We start from the raw sequence: 20,709 nt of genomic DNA, 5'->3' as shown, positions 1-20,709 counted from the left end.
TCCAGCGCGCACTTGCAAAGTGTAAGGGCTTGGCGGAACGAGTTGGCAGAATAGCGAGACCGTGGAATTCTGACACGAACTCCGTCGAGGATCGTTAAGCCCATCTTTTGGGAGAACCTCTCATGGCCTGGGTGATCTTATTCATTGGCAGCCTTTGCGAGGTGGGTTGGCTGATCGCTCTCAAATATTCCGAAGGTCTCTCGCGCCTGCCGTCGATCCTGGTCACCGTGGGTTTTATGGGCGCCAGCGTCGGTTGTCTTGGCCTCGCCGTGAAGACGATCCCGATGGGCACGGCCTACGCCGCGTGGACCGGCGCGAGCATCGCCGTCGCCACTCTCTTCGGAATCTATCTGTTCGACGAGCCGACGACCGCGACCCGGCTCGCCTCGATTGGTCTCATTGTACTTGGCATCGTCGGACTGCGCCTCGAGTCCGGATAGGCGTGCCAATCCTCAAAAATAGCTCTCGAGCGCCCCGCGCCGCCTGATGTCGAGTGTCGCGCAATGGAATGCGCCGCCAAATGCGGCGTAATGCAGGAATTCGCAGGGGATCGGCTCGAAACCCCATTGCTCGATCGCACGCATCGTTCGCACATGATGCGGATCAACGATGATGCGCTTTTCGTCCACCATCAGCACATTCATGTTGAGCCATTTTCCGCATAGCGACGTGATATTGAGCAAGCGATCGGTGATCGGATCAGGCTCGGGAGCGACGAGAATGTCCCATTTCTTCAGTATGTCCGGGAGGCGGCTGACGTCGATGTATTCGGGATTGATCAGAAGCCTGCCCGGCCCCAGCGGCAAAATGGTCGTGTCGATGTGCATCGGGCTACGACAGCGGCTCTCGATCTCGTGGATGCGATAGCCGTCGCCGAGATGGCGGCGCAGCCATTCGATGCCGGATGCATTGGTGACATTGCTGAGGGTTACAAACAGATCGCGCCCGCAGCGAACGAAATCGGCAGCGTCGAACACCGGTTCGAATTCAGTCAGAATATATGACATCGGCTCACCTTCTTCGGGCCGTCTGAAATCGGCGTTATACAGTTCGTCCGTGAGTTGCGGCCGTGGCGCGGCAGTCCAGCGGGCGCCGCGACGGAAATAGTCCTTCAGGACCGGACGAAAGGAATGGGTCTCGAAATAGCGGCTGGGCCACGCCATGGGCGTTTCAATAATTTCGTCTCCGATCACGAGCATGCTATCGCGCGGGCAGGAGTTGCAGAAGCCGCGCGAAGACCATTCGGGCGTGCTGAAGCGCTTCTTGAAATCAACCGGTTCCGGTCGGGTGACCACCACGCCAAGCGACTGCAACAGCGCAATAAAGCCATCGAGCTCGCGCTGAGCCGGTTCAATCAACATCCTTGGATAGCGGAAGCCCCCGAGCAGCGCTTGCGCCCGTGCAGCCATTCCCGGAATGTTACAGGCGACGACCGGATGGGCGGATGGGATCGTCGCGCCTTCGAGCCTTCCGACAATCACTTCCTCGAGTGGATCCCACTCATTGTGCGAGTTGACCGGAGAGATCCTTACCTTGCGGTCGGCATCCGGGCCGATTTCGTGCGTGATCATGGCATGACCAAAGCAGGAGGTTGCTGATGTGGCAGGAATACTCTGGTGCGACAGCATCGCCGGCGCATAGCCTCAGTGCTGCAATGCACCACAATCCGTCCTTAACAAACGGCGCGGCGCTTCCGGCCCGGTGCGGTGGCAGGGCTGCACGGCGAGCGCCCGCAATCATGTCGCGCGGCGTGCGAGCGCCACAACGCAGATATAAGGATGACGTTGTATCTATCCTCAGGATTCCGCCCCGTCAGGAGCCGCCTTTCTTGAATTCGAGCGGCGCGGCCGGCTTGAACTGGCTGCTCACCTCGCCGACCAGATCGCTGTCCGCCCCGGACAGGTCGAGCTTGCGGATCGGAGCGCCGACGGAAAGGTCGATGAGCGGCAAGTTGACCCAGACGATGTTCGGGCTGAGGGTCGATTCGAAGAAATAGAGCCGGTCGGTTGAGTCGGCGACGGCCCGCCAGATCGTATGCGACGCCTCCGGCCGCTTCGGGTCTGGCCGCACGAAAGGCTGCGCCACGTTGCGCATGACCGACAACATGCGGGCCACGGTCTGGCGGGTGTCCGACGGCTTGGTCTGGTTCTGGATGTAATAGGCGGCGCGGACGAAGCGGTCGGCCGCTTCGCTCGTCCCCGGCAGCGCTTCGGTGCCGCCAAAGACGTGGTATTTTTTCAGATTGGCGAGCTGCTCGGGGAAGGGCGGCGAGTTCGTCATGACCAGATAGCGGCGGTCGTGATGAACGCGCACCTTGCCGCTATCGACGATTTCGATGATCGCCGAATCGCCCGTCGCGTCCGAAAGCGACAGATGCACGGTCGCCGTCGCGTATCCGGGCATGCCGGCGGTGATGAGTTGATAGCGACCGGTTTCGATGTCGGCCGCGGCCTCGGCAACGGTGGCAAAGTTGTCGAGGTTGTATTGCGCCCATAGCGACAGCGCGAGGCCGGGGCGCTTGAGATCGCGCTTTCCGTAATCGCTCTCGGAGAGCCACAGCAGGTTGGCGACAAGACCTTTTTCATTCATGCCGTCGGCGATCGCCAGATTATAAACCGCCCCGCCGACGCTGCCGTATTTCGACGTCCAGCTCAGTTCGTTGTCGTCGCCGCTCTCGCCTTTGCGCGCAAGGCCGCGCGGGAAGGCCCAGAGATCGGTGCGCATGTCTTCGGGCCAATCCATGTTGCGCCCGGTGACAACGGCCTGACCATTATCGGCCCAGAGGACGCGCGAACACGCGTCCGCCAGAGATGATCCAAACGCGACCATTGCCAAAGCCATCGCCCCGCGCATCACGTCCGCACACCGCCGCATGGTCGCGCTCCTCGTTGTGTTGGATACAATCTAGAGGCGAGTGCAAGTCGGCGACCTTGATCTGGGTCAATCATCGTCGCTCGCGGTCGCGGCGCCGCGACGATTCGCATGAGATCGTTATCTTGCCGGGCTCGGCGGGGCGATCCGACAGCATCGTCCCCTCAGGGCGCAATTGCACCGAAAATCTCGAGATTCCGGATTCAGCCCTGACGGGCTGCCCCGGAATGGCGGGCTATGACGCAGCGAGATCAGTCGCCGCTGCGCATGCAGGGGCGCGACCAGATGCGGGCGTAACCCTCGCCGCCCTCGTCACCGAACAGCTCGGCGCAGATCGGCGCGTTGAGCGACGCAACAGGAGCACGTCCGACGCGGGAGCGTCCCGCGCGGGAGCGTCCCGCGCGCTCGCTCAGGCCGACGCTTTGGCCTTTGCCGCCTTCGCCTCGGAGATCGCCTGCCACACCTTCTCCGGCGTCAGCGGCGTCTGCAGGTTGGTGATGCCCAACTCGAACAGCGCGTCCATCACGCCGTTGGTGACGCAGGGCGGACCGCCGATCGCACCGGACTCGCCGCAGCCCTTGGCGCCCAGCGGGTTGGTGCGGCACGGCGCAGAATCGTCGAGGGTGACCACGATCGGCGGCACGTCGTCGGCGCGCGGGATGCAGTAGTCCTGATAGGTCGCGGTCAGGAGCTGGCCGTCGGCATCATAGGCGACGTTCTCGTACAGCGCCTGGCCGATGCCTTGGGCGACGCCGCCATGGATCTGGCCGGCGACCAGCATCGGATTGACCGCGACGCCGACGTCGTCGACCGTGGTGTAGCGTACCACGCGGCTGATGCCGGTCTCCGGATCGATCTCGACCTCGCAGACATGCGTGCCGTTCGGCCAGCTCGGACCATCGACCTCGCCCTCGCTGTCGACCGAGAGCTTGGCCTGCTTCTCCTTGCCGGCGATCTCGAACAGGCTGATGCGGCGATCGGTGCCAACGACCGTCAGGACGCCATCGCGATATTCGATGTCCTCGACCGCGGTCTCCAGCAGGTTCGACGCCTTCTCGCGCGCCTTGGTAATGAGATCGTTTGACGACACCGCCACGGCGGTGCCGCCGACGAACAGCGAGCGCGAGCCGACGCTGCCGAAGCCGGTGGCGAGATCGGTGTCGCCCTGCACGACGTCGATCTTGTCCAGGGGAATGCCGAGCGTATCGGAGATCATCTGGGTGTAGGTGGTCTGCAGCCCCTGCCCCATCGCCATGGTGCCGGAATGCAGGATGACGCGGCCCTCGGAGGTCGCGTGCAGCGACACCTTCTCGGTGTGGGCGCGGCCGCCGGTCCATTCGATATAGCTGGTCAGGCCGCGGCCGTAGAGCATGCCACGCTTCTTCGCCTCGCGCTTGCGCGCGTTGAAGCCGTCCCAATCGGCAAGCTTGGACGCGCGCTCCAGCATGTGGGCGAAGGCGCCGGAATCATAGACCTGTCCGACCGCGTTGGTGTAGGGCAGCTGCGCCGGCTTGATATAGTTCGCCTTGCGGATCGCGCGCGGATCGATCCCGATCTGGCGCGCGGCCGCATCGAACAGCCGCTCGACGATGAAGACCGCCTCGGGGCGTCCGGCACCGCGATAGGCGCCGACCGGCGCCGTATGCGTCATCACGGTCTTGACCTCGAAATGCACCAGCGGCAGGTCATAGACTCCGGTCTGCACGAACGGCCCCAGCACCAGCGGAATGATGTTGGCCGCGCCCGACGAGTAGGCGCCGGTGGCGCCGATCGAGCGCACGCGATAGGCCAGCACCCTGCCCTTGGCATCGAGCGCGAACTCGGCCGTCGAGGTGAGATCGCGGCCATGCGTGCCGCCGACGAACTCGTCGGTCCGCTCGGCGCGCCAGCGGATCTTCTTGGCCAGCTTGGTCGCGGCATAGGCGACGATGCCGTCCTCCGGATAGAGGTTGGTCTTCTGGCCGAAGCCGCCGCCGATGTCGCCGACCAGCACGCGCACACTTTCCTTCGGCCGCTTCAGCACGGCTTCCGCAAGCACGTCACGGGTCGAGGCCGGCGTCTGCGACTGCACATGGAGCAACAGCCGACCGGTCTTCTTCTCGATCTCGGCAATGGTCGAGCGCGGCTCCATCGCCGAGGGCACCAGGCGCTGGCTCGTGATGTCGAGCGACACTTTGTGCGCAGCGCTGGAGAAGGCCTCCTCCACCTTGGTGGCATCGCCATAGCTCATCGCGGCAACGATATTGTCCGGCGCCTCGGCCCAGACGACGGGCGCACCCGGCTCGAGCGCCTTCAGCGGATCGGTCACCGCCGGCAGCACCTCGTAGTCCACGACGATCGCTTCCGCCGCTTCCTGCGCGATCGTGCGCGAGGTCGCGACCACGGCGGCGACCGCTTCGCCGGTGAAGCGGACGATCTCGTGCGCCAGCAGGCGGCGCGGCGGCACCGTCATCGGCTTGCCGTCGGGACGCTTGAAGATCGCCAATGTCGGAATGGTGCCGACATCGTCGGCGACGAGGTCCGCGCCGGTATAGATCGCCTGCACGCCGGCGATCTCGCGGGCGGCGGCGGTGTCGATCGACACGATCTTCGCATGGGCATGCGGCGAGCGCAGCACGTAGAGCCAGAGCGCGCCGTCCTCCGCCTTGTCGTCGATGAACTGTCCCTTCCCGGTCAGCAGCCGCTGATCCTCCAGACGCTTGACGGGCTGCCCCGCACCAAACCGCATATTGTTGGGAAGAATGTTCATTCGTCAGTCCTTGGTCAGTTCAAATGCAATTGCATGCGTTTTAGCGGATCGCAGTTCCGCTGGCCAAGCCGTGATTGTGCTGGTGCGGCATACCACACTGTCATGCCCGGGCTGGGCCCGGGCATCCACGACTTCGTTTCCGCTCGGCATGGATGGCCGGGTCGGCACGGCCATGACGGCAGTAAGGATCTTGGCATTACCCCAGGCTGCTGAGGACCTCTTCGACGACCTTGCGCTGCTCGAGCGTGAGCGGGGCCTGGGGCGGCACGGGATCGCCGACGTCGTAGCCCTGGATCGACAGGCCGGCCTTGATGCAGGCCGCGAGGTTGAAGCGGGCGAAGGCCTCGTTGACGCGCCACAGCTTCTTCTGCAGCAGCATCGCATCGTCCCAGCGGGACGCCTTGCAGAGATTGTAGAGTTCGACGCTCTGGCGCGGGATGATGCAGGCCGGCCCGGCCATCCAGCCCTTGCCGCCGATCAGCATCACCGCCGCCGGAATGTGCGAGGACGCAGCGAACACCTTGATGGCGTCGCCGCAGCGAGTGATGATCGACAACAGCCGGCCGGTGTTGGTGGACGCGTCCTTGATGTAGTTGATGCGCGGATGCTCGGCGAGGCGCGCGATGACATCGAGCGACAGGTCCGAGCGCTGGAACTGGGGATTGGTGTAGATGACGATGGGAACGTCGACCGCATCGGCAATCGCCCGGAAATACGCCTCGATGCCGGCGTCGTTGACCGGGAAGTAGGCTTCGAGCACCGCCAGGATGCCGGTTGCGCCGCGCTTCTGGTAAGCCTTGGCCTGCGCCACCGCGTCAGCGATCGCGGTCGAGGCCACGCCTGCGATCACGGGAACGCGGCCCTGCGCCGCATCGATGGTCGTCTCCACGACGGCCATGCGCTGGGCACGATCGAGATAGGCGAACTCACCGGTGGAGCCGAGCGGCGTCAGGCCGTGCACACCGGCATGGATCAGGTCGTCGCACAGACGCCCCAGCACCTCCGTACGGATCGTGCCATCCGCGCCGATCGGCGAGGCCAGGTAGGGAAAGACACCATGAAATTCAGTCATGCGGCCGGTATAGCGGCCGCGCCGCTGGTTCCGCAAGCAGGCGCCTGATCGCGGGCGGCTTCCGCTGCACGGAGCGTTTCCAAAAACGGCGTCCGCCCTGACGGAACCTGGCTCGCGCGGGCGGGTGAGCGGCGGTGCCACACTGCTGCGGCAATCGCATGTTGTCGCAAATAACTGACCTGCCAATCAGCTCCCGTTAAATCCGGCTTCAAACTTTCTCTTCACCATAGAGGAAGGTCCGGCGGCGGAGGCGACTAGAGAGCAGCGATTCAATCTGAGATTGCGCGCACCATGACGAGGAAGGACGAGCGCGATGGCTCAAACACGGCAAAAATGGCTACGAACTTCGCCATTTTCAGTCATTTTTCCGCCGGATTGACCAACCATCATGCCAAGCGGAAACAGTTAGTACGAGTGCTCCAGCGTAAATTCGCCGTAGGAATTTCGATCGGAGACGAGGGAAGCCTGCAGCGAGAACGACGATGAAGACGCTTTACGATTTACTCGGAGCTCTTCCGGACGATGACGCTGACGATATCCGGGTGGCCTTCCGCAAAGCGGTCAAAGAGAGCCACCCCGACGTCAATCCCGGCGATCCGGACGCCGCGCTGCGGTTTCGACAGATCATCCGCGCCAACGACATTCTTGGCGACAAGGAGCAGCGCACGGCCTATGACCGGCTGCTCGGCGCCGCGCAGGACGAGCATCGGCAGGATTCCAAGCTCGCCGTCGTCGCCAAGGTGCACAAAGTCGCGTCCGGCGTGATGGCGCTGGCCGGCGCGTCCGCCTTGGCGCTGACGGGCTACCTCCTATTCACCCACATGTCCTCGGCATCCGTCGCGCCGCTCGAGCCGATCGTGGTTGCGACCAACAAGGTAAAGCCGAACCAGGTTCCCGCCAGGCCGATCGATAGCCTCACTGACGCGGCGACGGCCAGCGACGCGGCCGCGAATCCCGGCAGCGACCCGGCTGCCGGCACGACGGTCGGCAACGGCAATGCGTCGAGCAGCAATGCCTCCGCTCCCGCCGAGCCGCTGCCGTTGCGGGTCAGCAAGGTGGACGTGGTCTATTCGGCCGAGCAGGAGCGTGCGCCCTGCGCGGCGGGCGCGACCGCGCCATGCACGGCAGATGCAATGCTCGCCGGCGGCACGGCGTCGAGCGAGGCCCAGGCCCGTCACGATCGCGGCATGGCCGCGTTCCAGAAGGGCGATTTCGCGGCGGCGCTGGCCGATCTCGACGCCGCGATCCAGCTCGACCCCCGTTACCACGAGGCCTATATCGACCGCGGCATCGTGTTCTATCGCATGCGCAAGTTCGACCGCGCCTTTGCCGACGTCGCGGCCGCAAAGCGCATCGAGAAGACCAACCGCGCCGTGCTCGACGCGATGGCGAAGCGTCAGCCGCTGCGGCCGCTGAAGCTCGAGCCGCCCAAATCCGACATCAAGGCGGAAACGCCGAAGGCCGAGGCGCCGAAAGTGGCGGCGGCGGCGCCGATGCCCTCGCGAATGTCGACGGCGACGCCGATCTATCCGACCACCGATCCCAGCCGCGCGCCTTGAGCGATTGACGGATTGACGAAGATTTAAGGTAACTTCGAACCTTCGTCGCGCGAATCGTTCAAGCCCATCAACTGTTAGGAAAGGTGTCGCATGGTGTCCCCATGGGACACGGGCTGCTTTCCAGATTCATCCATCCGAACCCGGCGATCCGGCGCGAGCTCGTCGATCTCCTGTACACCTCTCTGCCGCAGGTCATGTCGATCAATGCGGCCGCCATCACCGGCTCTGTCACGCTTGCGGTCCTGCACGACGATCCCGGCTACATTGCGATCTCGTTCGCGATCATCGTCAACGCCATCGGTCGCGTCGTCAGCCTGCTGCGCTACAAGCAATATGCGGGGCGCCTGTCCGATCGCGACGTGATCCTCTGGGAGAAGGTCTACGCCGCGGGCGCCGCCGCCTTCGGCCTTGCGCTTGGGGCCCTCACCTTTCGCGCGTTCCAGCTCAACGATGCTCCGGGCGCATGGATCGCCTTCGGCCTGTCGATGTCCTATTGCGTCGGCATGGTGTCCCGCGCGGCGATCCGCCCGTGGGTCGTGCTGACGACCACCGCCGTGCTGCTCGCCCCGACGCTGATCGCCGGATTGATGCGCCCCGAGCTGCCCTATCAGCTCGGCGCCGTTCTGCTGGTGCTGTTCTGGTTTTCGATCCGCGAGGCATCGCGTCATCTCAGCACCGCTTTCATCGAACGGCTCGAGGCCAAGCACGCACTGGCCCGCCAGGCCAACCATGATTTCCTGACCGGCCTGCCGAACCGCGCCGCCTTCCTGGCCGCGCTTGAACGCGCGGTCGGGACCATCGCGATCATTGCCATCGACCTCGACGGTTTCAAACCTGTCAACGACCGCCACGGGCACCACGCGGGCGACGAGCTGTTGCGGCAAGTCGCGACCCGGCTGTCGAGCTGTGTCGGCCCGGGCGGCCTCGCCGCGCGCTTCGGCGGTGACGAGTTCATGCTGCTGAGGCCGGTCGCGCGCGGCGCGAACGGACGCGACGAGGCGCTGGGGCTCGCGCGCGAGGCGGTCCGCTCGCTATCGATGCCGTTCCTGCTGTCCGACATACCCGTGGTGATCGGCGCCAGCGCCGGCCTGCTGGTGAACGACCGGCCGCTCACGGACGAGGCCATGGACGAGGTGCTGCGCGAAGTCGACAGCGCGCTCTACGCCGCCAAGCGCGCCGGGGGCGGCTGCTGCACCTGGGCCGAAGCCGCCGACGGCGCATTGCGGCAGGCGAGCTGACGCGCGCCCTTCGATCTCAAATGACGACCATCTCGCGCAGCAGTGCGTCGATCTCGGCGGCGTCGAGCTCACCTTCACGTCCGATCAGCACGAGCTGGGCCGTGAGGCCGTCCGCGGGCGGCACCGGCGATGGCGCCAACGTGCCGCGCGTCGCCACCGACTGAAACAGGATCGGCTGTCCCGGATGGTCGGTGAACAGCAGGATGCCCTTGATGCGCAGCGTGCGCGGCGCGAGCTTTCCGATCACCTGCTGAAAGCGGGCCAGCGACAGCGGGGCCTGGGAGGTCCAGGTCAGGGTTGCGAAAGGTTGCGACATCGTCGGCACCTGCTTGGGCAGCTCTCGCGGCGCTCGAATGTCGCGGCTGAACAGCAGGTCCGGCGCGACGATGCCATGGGCGATCTCGAAGATCGCCGATTGCGGCTTGGTGCGGCCCACGACGGCGCGGACCTCGTCGAGGGCGGCGCGGTCGAGCAGGTCGGCCTTGCTCAGCAGCACGAAATCGGCGGCGCGCAGCTGCGAGCGCCACAGCGCGTCGTGCTCGATCTCAGGATCGTCGCGCAGCCGCTGCGGATCGACCAGCGTGACGACGGTCTCCAGCGGCGCGACCTTGAAGATCACGGGATCCATCAGGTTGCGAATGATCTCGGCCGGATCGGAAATGCCCGAGGTCTCGATCGCAATCGCATCCGGGGCCGGATCGCGCTTGATGACCGACGACAGCGTGCGCAGCAGGTCGCCCTGCAGCGAGCAGCAGATGCAGCCGTTCTTCAGGCTGATCACCTCCTCCGTCACCGTGCCGAGCAGTTGCGCGTCGATGTCGACCGTGCCGAAGTCGTTGACGATGGCGGCGATGCGCCGCCCGTCCGGATTGGCGAGCAGATGATTGAGCAGGGTCGTCTTGCCGGCGCCGAGCGATCCGGCAACCAGCAGGACCGGGACGATCATGACAGGATCGGACGGCGCACCGCCTGTCCCGGCCTGACATCGCGAACAAGATCACCATTTGCGATGACGGCGCGGCCATGGACGAGCAGATGCCGCACGCCCTCGGACGGCCGGTTCATGTTGAGGAAGTCGGCGCGGTCGCGCAGGCTGGCGAGATCGAGCACCGCGATGTCGGCGTCGCAGCCGGCCTGCAGCCGTCCCTTCTTTCGCATCGCGGGCGTCGATGGTTCCAGAATCCGGGCCGGGATCAGCGTGCACTTGGCGAGGCCCTCCATCAGCGGCACCGCCTTGCGGTCCAGCACCCATTCGCGCAGGAATTTTGTAAACGTCGCCGACGAGCGCGGATGCGACACTGCGTCGTCCGGCAACGGCCAGGCGTCGCCGGTGTAGTCCGTGCCGTTGGACAGGATCCACGGCATCGCGTCCGACGCGATGGCGCCCCCTGGAAACAGCACGGAGACGTCGAGCAGGTCGCGGTGGCGCTGGTTGACGGCGACATCGAGGAAATGGATCAGCACCAATGCGCCGGGATCGTCCTGCTGCCGCGCGAGCAATTCGTCGCGGCTGCCGAGACGATGGCGCTCGGCGACCATCTCGATCGCGTCATAGCCGGTGCCCATGCGCTGGCAGAAGGCAGGGTCGGCGAAGAAGCCGGCGCCGACGACGGTCGAGCCGGTGCCGTAGGGATAGGCTTCCGTCGTGACCTTCAGCCCCTGCGCTTGCGCGGTCTGCACCAGCTCGGCGCAGCGCTCGACATCCTGCAGGCTGGTGCTGTTGAAATGGCAGATGTGCATGTGGGCGCCAGTCGAGCCGGCCAGCCCGATCAGCCGCGTATAGGCGTCGACCGAGCTGCGCGGATCGACATTCGACATGTAGGCAATGTGCGTATAGGTCGGCACGTTCTGCTTGGCAGCCAGGCTGCACAGCTCCGACAGCTCCTTCATGCCGGTGCCGGGCGCATACGCATTCGGGAAGGCGATGCCAAGGCCGCCCTGCTCCAGCCCCTGCCGGGTGCGCTCGACGATCTCCGCGGTCTCGGCCGCAGTCGCGACCTCCTCGACCCAGCGCTTGTCGCGCATCGCCTCGCCCATGCCGGCGATGCTGGATGCGGTCTGCTGCGTCGTCATCGTCGCGATGCGCGCGAACACCCAGCCAGAAGCGGCGCCATAGTTGAGAAGGCGGCCGATCGCCGCCTGCTCGTCATACCATCGTGCCACCGGCATGACGCCGATCTCGAGCTCGAGCGTCGTGGTGACGCCGTCGAACGCCTGCATGCGGTCCGCCGGGAGCGACTGGCCGTGCGCGTGCAGATCGATGAAGCCGGGCACGACGGCAAGGCCGGCCGCATCGATGACCTGATCCGCCGCTCCGGTGACGTCGCCGACGGCGGCAATCGCGCCATCCTTGATCGCGACGTCGGCGGTGACGTCGAGTTGCGTTTCGGGGTCGAGCACGCGGCCGCCGCGAATGATCAGATCGTAGTGAGGCATGAATCAGCTGGGCTCGCAAAGTGGAACTGCGCGCAGGCCTAACACAGATGCGCGGCGATGAGAACGCGGCGGGAGAGATCGATGCTCTCCGAGCCATGCGTGACGCACTTATCAGTTCGTCGAACTGGGGCGCCGCTCTTCCCCTTGCGCAAGGGATCGGTCAGGATTGCGAAAGACGACCTCTCGGCATCCGCCGTTCGACAGAGGAGACCCGAATGGCTTCGCCCACACGGCGCATCGCCGACTTCACCTGCGAGAAGCAGCCGGCGACCGGCTCGCGCGGGATGGTCGTCACCAACCATCCGCTCGCCTCCAGCGCCGGCGCCGAGATGCTGATACGCGACGGCAATGCGATCGATGCCGCGGTCGCTTCCCTGTTTGCGCTCACCGTGGTCGAGCCGATGATGGTCGGAATTCTCGGTGGCGGCCTATCGCACATCCGCCTCGCCGACGGCCGCCACGTCGTGCTCGACGGCCTGAGCACCGCGCCGTCGCGCGCTGACCCCGGCATGTACGATCCGGTCTCCGACGAGATCGCGCTGGCGCGCGAGACCCGTGACCGTCGCAACGTCGTCGGCGCACGCGCCGTGGCCGTCCCCGGCGCATTGAAGGGATGGTGCGAGGCGCTGGAACGCTACGGCCGGCTGCCGCTGGTCGAGGTCATGGCACCGGCAATCCGGCTCGCCGAGCATGGCTTCATCGCGAGCCCCTATCTCAACGACTGCGTGCGACTGGTCGCGAGCGATCTCGCGCGCGATCCGCGTCTCGCCGCGCTGTTCCTGCCCGGCGGCGCGCCGGTGAAGGCCGGCACGCGCGTCATCCAGAGCGACTACGCGGCATCGCTGCATCTGATCGCGGACCAGGGACCCGGGGCGCTCTACGGCGGAACGCTCGGTGCCGCGTTGGCCAGCTACATGGCGGAGAACGGCGGCTTGATCGATGCAGCGGATCTCGCCGCGTACCGCGTGACCGAGCGCGCGCCGATCCGCGGCTTCTATCGCGGCCATGAGATCATCGGCCCGCCGCCGCCGTCTTCCAGCGGCGTGCATATCGTGCAGATGCTGAACATCCTCGAAGGCTTCGACGTCGGCGGGCTCGGCTTCGGTTCGGCCGATGGCGTGCATCTGCTCGCCGAAGCGCTGAAGATCGCCTTCGCCGACCGCGCGGTCGCCACCGCCGATCCCGCTTTCGTCGACGTGCCGGTCGAGCGGCTGACGTCGAAGGTCTATGCCGCGGAGCGGCGGGCGCAGATCGACATGAGCCGGGCCCGAAGTTTCGGCCCGGGCCTTGCGCCGACGGAGTCCGCCAACACCACCCATGTCACGGTCGCCGATGCCGAGGGCAACGTCGTCGCGGCGACCCAGACCATCAACGGCCTGTTCGGCGCCTGCGTGCAGATCCCGGGCACCGGCATGACCGCCAACAACTACATGTACAATTTCGATCCGCATCCGGGCCGCGCGCTGTCGATCCAGCCGGGCAAGCGCGTCTTCACCTCGATGGCGCCGATGATGGCGCTGCGCGACGGCCGCTTGCGCTATGCGCTCGGCCTGCCCGGCGGCTTGCGCATCTTTCCCTCGGCCTTCCAGGCGCTGGTCAACCTGATCGACCACGGCATGTCGCTGCAGGAGGCGGTGGAGGCGCCGCGGCTCTGGACGCAGGGCGGCGTGCTCGAGCTGGAGCCGGCGTTTCCCGAAGCCGTCGCGGCGGAGCTTGCCGCACGCGGGCACGAGATCCGGCGCGAGCCGGTCGTGGCCGGCGGCATGAACGCGATCGCGTTCGGCGACGACGGCACGCTGACGGGAGCCGCGTGCTGGCGCGCCGACGGCACGCCGATCGCGATCTCCGGCGGGCGCGCCCGCGCCGGGCTTCGCTTCGCCATCGCGTGAGCTCTACAGGCGCTCTCGCATCATCCGCGCGATCGCCTCGCCGATCACGACGGTGGTGAAATGCGTGTTGGCGCGGCAATCGGACGGCATGATCGAGGCGTCGGCGACCCGCAGCCCGGCGATGCCCTTCACGGTACCATCCGGATTGACCACGCCATCGTCATCGTTGACGCCGCTCATGCGGCAGCTCCCCGCCGCATGCTGGATGTCGCCGGTGACCTGCCGCAGCAGCGCATCGAGCTCGACATCAGGCAGCGCAGCCGCCTGCGGCAGCGTGAGCTCCGTATCGCCGAGGCGAATCCAGTCGGCGATGTCGCGCAGCGCCGGCTGCACCGTGATCAGCGCCAGCCGCTTCACCGCGTCGCGCATCCGCGCGATGTCGCGCGGATCAGCCAGCATGTTCTCCTCGACGATCGGATCCACGCTCGGATCAGTCGAGGCGAGCTTGAGCGTGCCCCGTGAGAAGGCGTTGAACAGGCCGGCGCCGATCGCGCCGGGCACGCCGACGCCGCGATGGTTGAACGCGATCAGGATCATGTCGCGCTTGCCGCCATCGGCAATGCCGGAGGAATAAGTGACGCAGCAATTGGTGTGGCGCGTATCATGATCGGTCGGACGCAGCGCCTCACGCAACTGAACGGTGGTGCGGAACAGCGGATGATCGAAGAAGTGCCGGCCGACGGGAAGATCGCGCACGACGGCAAGCCCCATCGCCTGCAGATCCGCCGCGGGGCCGATCCCGGAGCGCAGCAGGATTGCGGGGCTGTGGATGGCGCCGGCGCACAGCACGACCTCGCGCGCCGCGACGTTTTTCACGCCTTCACCTTCGATGTGGACGCGCACGCCGGTCGCCCTGCCGTCGCTGATCAGCAGCCGATCGACCAGCGCCCGTCCGCGAATCTCGAGGTTCGAACGGCCGCGGGCCGGCTCGAGATAACCCTCATTGGTGGAAATACGGCGGCCGTTGCGGCTGTTGATCGGATAGCAGGCGACGCCTTCGCCGTCGGGCCCGTTGAGATCGTCGCACCAGGGATAGCCGCTCGCCAGCGCGGCGTCGCGCAAGCCGCGGTCGATCGGGCCCCACTTGTCAGGCGGTGCGCGGTAGACCGGAAGCGGGCCGCCGCGACCGTGCCCCTCGCGATCGCCGAATGCGAGATCGTCCTCGATCACCGCGAACAGCGGCATGATGTCCTTGGCCGACCATCCCGTGCAGCCATTGGCCGCCCATTCGTCGAACGCATCGGCCACACCGCGGATCGCGATCTGGCCGTTCATCATCGAGCTGCCGCCCAGCCCTTTGCCACGCCAGTAGAAGCGCATGTCCTGCCCGGCGACGCGGCGGGACATCAGCTGCGGCCACTGCCATTTCTCCTGGAAGGCGCGATCATGGATGATCGGAATCGGATTGGGCGTCACGATCTCCCACGGCGCGTCGTCCGCGCGCCAGTCGGCGCCGGCTTCCAGCAGCAGGACCCGCGTCTGGGAGTCTTCCGACAGGCGCGCAGCGACGGCCGCTCCCGCCGAGCCGCCGCCGACGACAATGACGTCATACATGGACTGAATTCTCGCTGTTCTCAGGCATCGCAACCATGACCACCAGCTTGCGCTGCCGGGAGCGATCCGTGAAGCCCTCGAAAGCTCAAGCCACCAGCATGCCGACGCAGAGCTGCGGCACGTCCTCGGGAACGAGACAGGAAACGACGGCGATCACCTCGCGCGCCGATTTCCAGGCGCCGCCGCCGCCGGCCGGGCCATTGGTGTAGAGCGTCTCGACCTCGTTGCCGATGCGGACCGCCTCCGCCATCGTCTCGGTCCGCCCGGCGACGCGAACGCGCACCTCGTAGGGCTCGGCGACTTGTCCGCGATCGTCGCCATGCAGCGCATTCATCCCGATCAGGTCGCAGCGCAGCTCGCTCGTCGCCACGCCGATGAGTGCGAGGCGCTCACGGACGATATCGAGCGCGAGGCGGCCACGCGCGACTGCGCCAGGGCCGGCATAGGAGATCTGCCCCTCGCCGACATAGCTATCGAGATAGCCGACCGAGGTCTTCAACAGTCCCGTCTTCGGCCGGCCGCGGCCGCCGACCACCCTGACCCGGTCCGGACCAAGCTCCTCGACGGTCACCTGCGAGAAATCCGCCACGACGTCGGGTTGGAAATATTGCTGGGGATCATGGATCTCGTACAGCAGCTGCTCCTTCACGGTCGCCGGCGTGACGCAGCCGCCGGAGCCCGCGACCTTGGTCACGATCAATTCGCCATCCTCGCGCACCTCGCCGATCGGGAATCCGAGCCGGGCGAGATCGGGAACGTCCTTGAGTCCGGGATCAGCAAAATAGCCGCCGGTGATCTGGCCGGCACATTCGAGCAGATGACCGACGACGGTGCCCTGCCCGAGCCGGTCCCAATCATCCAGGGCCCAGCCGAACTCGTGGATCAGAGGTCCGAGAAAGAGCGCCGGGTCGGCGGCGCGCCCGGTGATCACGACATCCGCGCCGGCCGCGAGCGCCTCCGCGATCGCGCCCGCCCCGACATAGGCGTTGGCCGAGACGACCCGATTGCCGAGGGCCCGGATCGTGTCGCCGGTGTCGAGCACGACATCCGCTGTCTTCAACGGCTCAAGAACATCGTCGCCGGTCACGGCCGCGATCTTCAGCCCCGCCAGTCCAAGCCGGCGCGCGATGGTGCGGGTGGCTTCGGCCGCGGCGACCGGATTGGCCGCACCCATGTTGGTGACGATACGGACGTTGTTGGCGCGGCAGATCGGCAGCACGGCCTGCATGCGCGCCGCCAGCAGCGGATCATAGCCGGCAGCCGGATCCTTCATGCGCACCTGCTGCGCCAGCGCGATCGTGCGCTCCGCCAGGCACTCGAACACGAGATAGTCCAGGCCGCCCTTCGCCGCGAGCTCCACGGCCGGCTCGATCCGGTCACCGGAATAGCCCGCTCCGGCGCCGATCCTGATGCTCCGCATCGGCCGCTCCTCCTGACATCATGCCGTTCGTCGGCTTCTGCCGACCACACTAGCGGCCGCGGTCCGAGCTTGCCAGCGTCCGCATGGAACGGTCAGGCATGCTGCTAGTCCGCGAGCGCCAGCGTCGGCGCCTCGCTGCTCGCCGTGCATGTGACGGCAACGGCGATGTGCTCGTCAGCCCAGCACCATCGCTGGCCGCCGGCGCGCTTGGCCGCATAGAGCGCGCGATCGGCCTGGTCGAGCAGAGACTCCGTGTCGGCCTGCCGATCATCGGTAACCAGAATGCCGGCGCTGGCACTGATCTGAACGCGCATTCCGGTCAAGACAAACGGTTGCGACAGCGCCGTCACCGCGGCTTGCGCCAGCACGAGCGCGGCGTCGCGTCCCACCGCAGGCAGCAGCAGCATGAATTCGTCACCGCCGAACCGCGCCGCCAGGCCGGCTTCGCCGAGGCAATCCTGCAGGCGTGCACCGACCTGGCACAGCAGCTCGTCACCGGCCTGATGGCCGAACTGGTCGTTGACGAGCTTGAAACCGTCGAGATCGACCGCGATGATGGCGACGGGGCGATCGCAACGGCCGAGTGCGGCGATGAACGCGGCGCGATTCGGCAGGCCGGTGAGGAAATCGCACAGCGCCTGCCGCGCCAAGGCCTGCTGCGCCGTGATCCGCTCGGTGAAGGCAGCCGTGAGGCGATAGGACGTGCCGCGCAGCGTGATCCAGAACAGCACCACCATGCCGGCGCCCATCCGGTACACCGGCTCGGGCTGCATCAGGCAGGCCACCACGGTCGGAATCAGCAGCACCGCCGAGGAGGTCATGACGATCCATGGGCTGACACGCGACACGATGCCGACGCAGAAGGCCATCGACAGGCCGAAGCACATCCAAATGCCGGGCCCGTCGCCGATCTGAAACGCGCGTGCCGACAACGCACCGACGGCCAGACCGAAGGCGGCAGCGCCGAGGCCGTAGAGGCGTTCCCAGCGAATGATGCCATCGTGATCGAGCCGATCGAAGCGCGCCGCGAACATCCGCAGCTTGATCACACGAAGGGCACCGATCACCAGCAGCACCACCGTGATCGCGGCGTAGCCCGGATCGCGCGCAACCCAGGCCATCACGCTGCCGATCACGACGGCGGCGGCCGAGATCGTCCCGACCAGCGGCATAGAGCTGTACAGCAGATGCGCGAGATCGCGACGAATGTCCGGGTCCAATCGATGCATCGCAATTCCAGTTCGCCAGGCGCGCGCACTCTCGTACCCACGCCTTAACGAAATCTCGCTGCACCCGCGAAGGGCTGCCATGCGCGGCGGATGCTTAAGAGAACCTCACCACGACGACGACAATGCGAATGATGGCAAGCGCACGGCGCGCAAGACCGATGCTGGCGCCGGATCAGCTCGCCCAGTTGTCTCGGAATTCGCCGAACAGCGTAATGCCGCCGCACGCATAGATCGTCTGCCCCGTGATGTAGCTCGCCTCGGCCGAGGCGAGAAAGGCGAACACGCCGGCGATCTCTTCCGGGCTCGCCACCCGCCCCATCGGAATATGAGACTCGACCGCGGCGCGCTTCACCGGGTCCCCGGTCCAGGCCGCGTTGATCGGCGTGTCGACCGCACCGGGCCCGACCGAATTGACGCGGATGCCGCGCCCGGCGAATTCGAGCGCCAAGGTCCGCGTGAGGCCCGCCATCGCGCTCTTGCTGATCGAATAAGCGAGATAGCCGGGCTTCGGAATGATCTGGTGCACGCTCGAGGTGTTGATGATGTTGCCGCCGCCGCGCGCGACGAAATACGCCAGCGCGTGACGCGCGCAGAGCACGGCGCCGTTGAGGTTGACCTCGAGAATCTTGCGATACGTGTCGACGTCGAGCGCCTCGCTGGGCGATTCCCGCTGGAAGCCGGCATTGTTGACCAGGCAGTCGAGCCTGGGCCAGCGCTTGAGCACCGTCTCGAACATCTCGGCGATCTCGGCCTCGACGCCGATGTCGGCCTTCACGGCGACATGATCGCGCGACCCGTGACCGCGCGCGGCGGAGGCCGCCTGCACCAGCGCCAGGGTTTCGTCGCCGGACGGCGACGGACCGCCGAAATTGATCGCAACATGCGCGCCCTCCTCGGCGAACCGCACCGCGATCGCGCGGCCGATGCCTTGCGTTGCGCCCGTCACCAGCGCGTAATGTCCGACGAGACGCGACGCCCGTTCGGCTGGTTGGTCAGATGGCTCCATGTCTCGACTCCTTGAAAATGATCTCGCCTCGGAACGCTGCGATGACTCGCGTTCGGATGACAAGGCTATCAGGAGTCTGGTATCGCTCCACTCCGTATCCGTCATGCGCACGCAGGCGTGAGGCGTCATGTATCTCGGCATCGATCTTGGAACATCCGCGGTCAAGACGATCATCGTCGATGCTGCGCAGCGCGTCGTTACGAGCCGCAGCCACGCCTTGACGATGAACGTGCCGCGACCGGGCTGGGCCGAGCAGGACCCCGCCGCGTGGATCGCCGCGGTGTTCGCCACGCTCGATGCGCTCAAGGTCGATCATCCCGGCGCGGTGGCGGCGGTGGAAGCCATCGGCCTGTCGGGCCAGATGCATGGCCCGGTGCTGCTCGATACCGCCATGAATCCGTTGCGGCCGTGCATTCTCTGGAACGATGGCCGGTCGGAGCGCGAATGCGTCGCGCTGGAGCAGCGCTGGCCCGCTTTGCGCAAGATCACCGGCAACAAGGCGATGCCCGGCTTCGCCGCGCCGAAGCTCATGTGGATCGAGGCGCACGAGCCGGAGATTTTCGCGGCCACACGGCTGGTTCTGCTGCCGAAGGCCTATGTCCGGCTGGTGCTGTCGGGCGAGGCGATCGAGGACATGTCCGATGCGTCCGGCTCGCTCTGGCTCGATGTCACCAGGCGCGACTGGTCGGACGAGGGCCTTGCCGCCACGCCCCTCACGCGTGCGCAGATGCCGCGCCTCGTCGAAGGCTGCGCGCCGGCAGGCCGGTTGCGCAGCGACCTCGCGGAACGCTGGGGCATGACGAAGCGCCCAACCATCGCGGGCGGCGCCGGCGACAACCCGGCCGGCGCCGTCGGCATCGGTGCTGTCAGACCGGGCGCCACGTTCATCACGCTCGGCACGTCCGGCGCCGTGATCACGGCGGTCGACACCGTCACGGCCAATCCCGAGCGGGTCGTTCACACCTTCTGTCATGCGATCCCAGCGATGTGGCTGCAGGCCGGCGCGATGCTGTCGGCGGCCTCATGCCTCGCCTGGGTCGCGCGGCTGCTCGGCGCAAGCGAGACCGAGCTGCTTGCGCCGCTGGGCAAGCGGCCCACCATGCCATCGCCGGTCAGCTTCCTGCCCTATCTTGCGGGCGAGCGGACGCCGCATGACGATCCCCATGTCCGCGGCCTGCTCGACGGCCTGAGCCATGCCACCGACCGCAACGCCATCGTTCAGGCGGTGCTCGAGGGCGTTGCCTTCGCCCTGGCCGACTGCCGCGACGCGTTGACGGAAACCGGCCTTGTGATTGCCGAGGCGGATGCGATCGGCGGCGGATCGCGCTCCGACCTTTGGCTCGCGATCCTGGCGAATGTCCTCGACATTCCCGTTCATCGGCTGGCCGAGGGCGAGACCGGCGCCGCCTTCGGCGCGGCGCGGCTGGCACGTCTTGCCGTCACCGGCGAGGACATCGGCGCGGTCTGCACGCCGCCGGCGCGCGTGCGGACCTTCGCTCCGGACGTCGCGCTGTCGGCAGCCTATGCCGAGCGGCGGCCGCGCTGGCGACAGCTCTATCGTCGGCCGAGCTGAACGCATCTCCGAAAGGCCACCGTCGCGGCGACATGTTGCAGCGGCGTCTCTTTCATATTGTATTCGGCAACAGCCTCTAGTTTAATGGCTTCCCGCGCCAGCGATCAACGAGC

Annotated in this window: 15 protein-coding genes; 5 read left to right on the top strand and 10 right to left on the bottom strand. The window is 66.4% G+C overall.

What is annotated here, in order from left to right; translation table 11 throughout:
• Positions 1-122: 122 nt before the first annotated feature.
• Positions 123-440, top strand: a complete 318-nt coding sequence (locus tag QX039_RS31170; protein WP_315713960.1) for a multidrug efflux SMR transporter — start codon at positions 123-125, stop codon at positions 438-440.
• Positions 441-452: 12 nt separating this feature from the next.
• Here the strand turns inward: QX039_RS31170 and QX039_RS31165 are convergent, their stop codons facing one another.
• The 4 genes from QX039_RS31165 to QX039_RS31150 all read right to left on the bottom strand — a co-directional run bounded on the left by QX039_RS31165 (position 453) and on the right by QX039_RS31150 (position 6,692).
• Entirely contained in the window at positions 453-1,571 is a 1,119-nt protein-coding gene (locus QX039_RS31165; protein ID WP_315735676.1) for an amidinotransferase, read from the bottom strand.
• 241 nt (positions 1,572-1,812) lie between these two features.
• Positions 1,813-2,874 (bottom strand): linear amide C-N hydrolase, encoded by a 1,062-nt coding sequence (locus tag QX039_RS31160; protein WP_315734316.1) that lies wholly within the window; start codon positions 2,872-2,874, stop codon positions 1,813-1,815.
• 406 nt (positions 2,875-3,280) lie between these two features.
• Entirely contained in the window at positions 3,281-5,620 is a 2,340-nt protein-coding gene (locus QX039_RS31155) for a xanthine dehydrogenase family protein molybdopterin-binding subunit (protein WP_315734318.1), read from the bottom strand.
• A 196-nt stretch (positions 5,621-5,816) separates the two neighbouring features.
• The gene (locus QX039_RS31150) at positions 5,817-6,692 is read right to left on the bottom strand and encodes a dihydrodipicolinate synthase family protein (protein WP_315734320.1); all 876 of its coding nucleotides are present in this window, start codon (positions 6,690-6,692) and stop codon (positions 5,817-5,819) included.
• Between the two features lie 482 nt (positions 6,693-7,174).
• Here QX039_RS31150 and QX039_RS31145 point away from each other — a divergent pair, with 482 nt between their 5' ends.
• Positions 7,175-8,251 carry a J domain-containing protein gene (locus QX039_RS31145; RefSeq protein ID WP_315734322.1) on the top strand — a complete coding sequence of 359 codons (1,077 nt, stop codon included), beginning with the start codon at positions 7,175-7,177 and terminating at the stop codon, positions 8,249-8,251.
• Positions 8,252-8,352: 101 nt separating this feature from the next.
• Positions 8,353-9,489 carry a GGDEF domain-containing protein gene (locus QX039_RS31140; RefSeq protein ID WP_315734324.1) on the top strand — a complete coding sequence of 379 codons (1,137 nt, stop codon included), beginning with the start codon at positions 8,353-8,355 and terminating at the stop codon, positions 9,487-9,489.
• Between the two features lie 16 nt (positions 9,490-9,505).
• Here QX039_RS31140 and QX039_RS31135 read toward each other — a convergent pair whose 3' ends face one another.
• Complete coding sequence (locus QX039_RS31135; RefSeq protein ID WP_315771772.1) at positions 9,506-10,435, bottom strand: GTP-binding protein; 930 nt, start codon at positions 10,433-10,435, stop codon at positions 9,506-9,508.
• Entirely contained in the window at positions 10,432-11,925 is a 1,494-nt protein-coding gene (locus QX039_RS31130) for an amidohydrolase family protein (RefSeq protein ID WP_315771769.1), read from the bottom strand. The genes QX039_RS31135 and QX039_RS31130 overlap by 4 nt, the downstream gene beginning before the upstream one ends.
• Positions 11,926-12,140: 215 nt before the next feature.
• Between QX039_RS31130 and ggt the strand changes: the two genes are divergently transcribed.
• Complete coding sequence (gene ggt / locus QX039_RS31125) at positions 12,141-13,814, top strand: gamma-glutamyltransferase (RefSeq protein WP_315771767.1); 1,674 nt, start codon at positions 12,141-12,143, stop codon at positions 13,812-13,814.
• Positions 13,815-13,817: 3 nt separating this feature from the next.
• Here the strand turns inward: ggt and QX039_RS31120 are convergent, their stop codons facing one another.
• The 4 genes from QX039_RS31120 to QX039_RS31105 all read right to left on the bottom strand — a co-directional run bounded on the left by QX039_RS31120 (position 13,818) and on the right by QX039_RS31105 (position 19,023).
• Entirely contained in the window at positions 13,818-15,368 is a 1,551-nt protein-coding gene (locus QX039_RS31120; RefSeq protein WP_315771766.1) for a GMC family oxidoreductase, read from the bottom strand.
• Between the two features lie 85 nt (positions 15,369-15,453).
• Positions 15,454-16,788, bottom strand: coding sequence for an acyclic terpene utilization AtuA family protein (locus QX039_RS31115; protein ID WP_315771765.1), 1,335 nt, complete (start codon positions 16,786-16,788; stop codon positions 15,454-15,456).
• Between the two features lie 104 nt (positions 16,789-16,892).
• Complete coding sequence (locus QX039_RS31110; RefSeq protein ID WP_315771763.1) at positions 16,893-18,017, bottom strand: GGDEF domain-containing protein; 1,125 nt, start codon at positions 18,015-18,017, stop codon at positions 16,893-16,895.
• A 172-nt stretch (positions 18,018-18,189) separates the two neighbouring features.
• Positions 18,190-19,023, bottom strand: a complete 834-nt coding sequence (locus QX039_RS31105) for an SDR family oxidoreductase (protein WP_315771762.1) — start codon at positions 19,021-19,023, stop codon at positions 18,190-18,192.
• A 127-nt stretch (positions 19,024-19,150) separates the two neighbouring features.
• On the opposite strand from QX039_RS31105, the gene xylB reads away from it, so the two are divergent.
• Positions 19,151-20,596, top strand: coding sequence for a xylulokinase (xylB, locus tag QX039_RS31100; RefSeq protein ID WP_315771760.1), 1,446 nt, complete (start codon positions 19,151-19,153; stop codon positions 20,594-20,596).
• Positions 20,597-20,709 lie beyond the last annotated feature (113 nt).

This window comes from Bradyrhizobium sp. SZCCHNR1043 (genome assembly GCF_032489675.1).
GTDB lineage: Bacteria > Pseudomonadota > Alphaproteobacteria > Rhizobiales > Xanthobacteraceae > Bradyrhizobium.
The sequence above is the reverse complement of the archived record's forward strand: the minus strand, read 5'-3'. Positions and strand labels throughout refer to the sequence as shown.